We start from the raw sequence: 1846 nt of genomic DNA on the forward strand, positions 1-1846 counted from the left end.
AGGAATGACACCTGGGTTATATAAAGGTACGTATCTGATTAAAGCGGGTAACTTTAGTGAAAAGACAGGTTACTTATGTATTAATCAGGCTATTGCTAGAGATGGCGCTGTAACTTTATTTTTTGTGTCAGATTATTTAAACTATCAAACTGCTATGCAAATAGCTGGTTTTCTTGGACAGAGGCTTTATTTAACTAGTAATTATTTGGGGATTCAATGTAGTGGTATTGGTGCTTATTATGATGACGAAACCCAAGAATTATTAGAAACAAATAAAGATGTACTTTATGGAATGGTGATTGGAATATAAGCAGGAAGCTAAAGAAAAATGGTTAGAAAGATGTATTACTTCAATGGTGATGACTCACATCCAATACAACCGACATCGGCAGATATTATACTGCGTCAGCAACTAGAGTATTCTATTAGTAGATACTTTTATGACGCTTGCGATCGCACGATTCAAAATCTTCTATCTAATTGTCGGTGGTATGTCACAACCCATGCCAATGCTCTGACATTGGTTATTGAATGTCCCGATCAAGTTACTAATTGGCGTATTTTGCAAAAAATCGTGCCAATGGGGACATTATTATATGGAATTGTCAGCAGTGCTAAAATCCGTGTTTGTCCGCCAGAGAGTCAAGGCGTACCTTTTGAAATGAGGGTAGATGAACTGTCTGTTTATCGGGATTGGGCATAAGAGAAGAGTTAGGAGTTTAAAATTTCTACTCATTATTTTGGCTGATGAGTGCAGCTACCTCTTCAAAAACTAAATCAGCAGAATGTTTGATAGCAGGACTTAACTCCAGTCCCAAATCAAGATTTGCCGCTTCAATTAAATAAACTGTTATATCTTCAGGAAAGTCATTTTGAAAGATTTTCCGTCCGGCGGCTAAAGCATTATCCCAACGAAAATCGTGCAAGTTATAACTAGGTTCGGGCATTTCTTCCAGTTCTTTTCCTGGAACTTTAAATACAGCACCCGGTTCAGAACCTGTTGAACTTGCATCAATAATTATTAATTCTTTACTACCTCTAGCTTGAAACATTACTTCCATCCCTGCGGTGCCACAGTCATATACTTGTACTTTAGGATGAGGATTTTCAGCTAGATATTTTTGTAAACGTTGGGCAATGATTACGCCTACTGCGTCATCACTGCGATTTAGATTACCGCAACCGATAATAGTTAGCATGGGATGAGATTTAATTGTTTAAGCAGGTGCAAATTCAGTCAAAGCCCGTAGTTTACCGCCGTAGGCATCGCTTGGAGCATGAAAAGCTAACACAATATCACTTTGGGGAAGCCCTGCGTTTAATAATTCGGTATTCGGTGGCAATACCTTCTTCAGTCCAGTCTTCTTCAATCCAAATTTTTTGATTTTTAATCCGAATATGTACAGTAATACCTTTAATTCGGCGATTTTTTTGCCAGCCAATCTGAAACCATAGATATTGATCGCGTTAATTAAAGTTTGTGATACAGGCACTAGTAGTGACTAAAATAGAGGCTTTGGCTAATAATACAGACAAAGCCTCTGAAAAATAATTTATCAGCAGGAAACTATAACTCTACACCATGTTTCTTAGCAACTTCAGTCAGTTTCTCACACTGATCTTGTGACACTTTAGTTAATATCTCTTCAGCCTGCTCTTTAGTACTTCCTTCTTTAGGAATTAAGTACTTGACATAAAGAGATATAAAATCAGCAGCGATCGCTAAACCGGATAAAGCGTGTTTATCAGCTTCCTTGCCAGCGATCGCAGCTACCAAACCAGCTTTAATTGGGTCTGGTTTAACTTTCATGAACTGCTCGACAAGTTTAGGAACATAGTCTTCTGG

The 1846-nt window shown here is 37.9% G+C and carries 5 protein-coding genes; 2 read left to right on the forward strand and 3 right to left on the reverse strand.

Annotation, left to right across the window (positions count from 1 at the left end):
- On the forward strand, positions 1 to 310 hold a 310-nt coding region (locus VE944_RS29420), incomplete at its 5' end, for a nitroreductase family protein (RefSeq protein WP_475483635.1).
- Positions 311 to 328: 18 nt separating this feature from the next.
- A complete protein-coding gene (locus VE944_RS29425) occupies positions 329 to 703 on the forward strand; it encodes a hypothetical protein (RefSeq protein ID WP_324985851.1) in 375 nt (124 codons plus the stop codon).
- 25 nt (positions 704 to 728) lie between these two features.
- Here the strand turns inward: VE944_RS29425 and VE944_RS29430 are convergent, their stop codons facing one another.
- The 3 genes from VE944_RS29430 to VE944_RS29440 all read right to left on the reverse strand — a co-directional run.
- Positions 729 to 1199: a hydrogenase maturation protease gene (locus VE944_RS29430; protein ID WP_324985854.1), complete on the reverse strand. Its 471-nt coding sequence runs from the start codon at positions 1197 to 1199 to the stop codon at positions 729 to 731.
- 18 nt (positions 1200 to 1217) lie between these two features.
- A complete protein-coding gene (locus VE944_RS34325) occupies positions 1218 to 1493 on the reverse strand; it encodes a hypothetical protein (protein WP_422656574.1) in 276 nt (91 codons plus the stop codon).
- Positions 1494 to 1567: 74 nt separating this feature from the next.
- Positions 1568 to 1846 (reverse strand): hypothetical protein (locus tag VE944_RS29440; protein ID WP_324985857.1); only part of this gene is annotated, 279 nt, incomplete at its 5' end.

It is taken from the genome of Nostoc sp. (assembly GCF_035638895.1).
Taxonomy (GTDB): domain Bacteria; phylum Cyanobacteriota; class Cyanobacteriia; order Cyanobacteriales; family Nostocaceae; genus Nostoc.

What these genes read in the sequence shown, in the direction of transcription:
- VE944_RS29425 (WP_324985851.1), top strand. Translation starts at nt 329, where the DNA reads ATGGTTAGAAAGATGTATTACTTCAATGGTGATGACTCACATCCAATA.
- VE944_RS29430 (WP_324985854.1), bottom strand. Translation starts at nt 1,199, where the DNA reads ATGCTAACTATTATCGGTTGCGGTAATCTAAATCGCAGTGATGACGCA.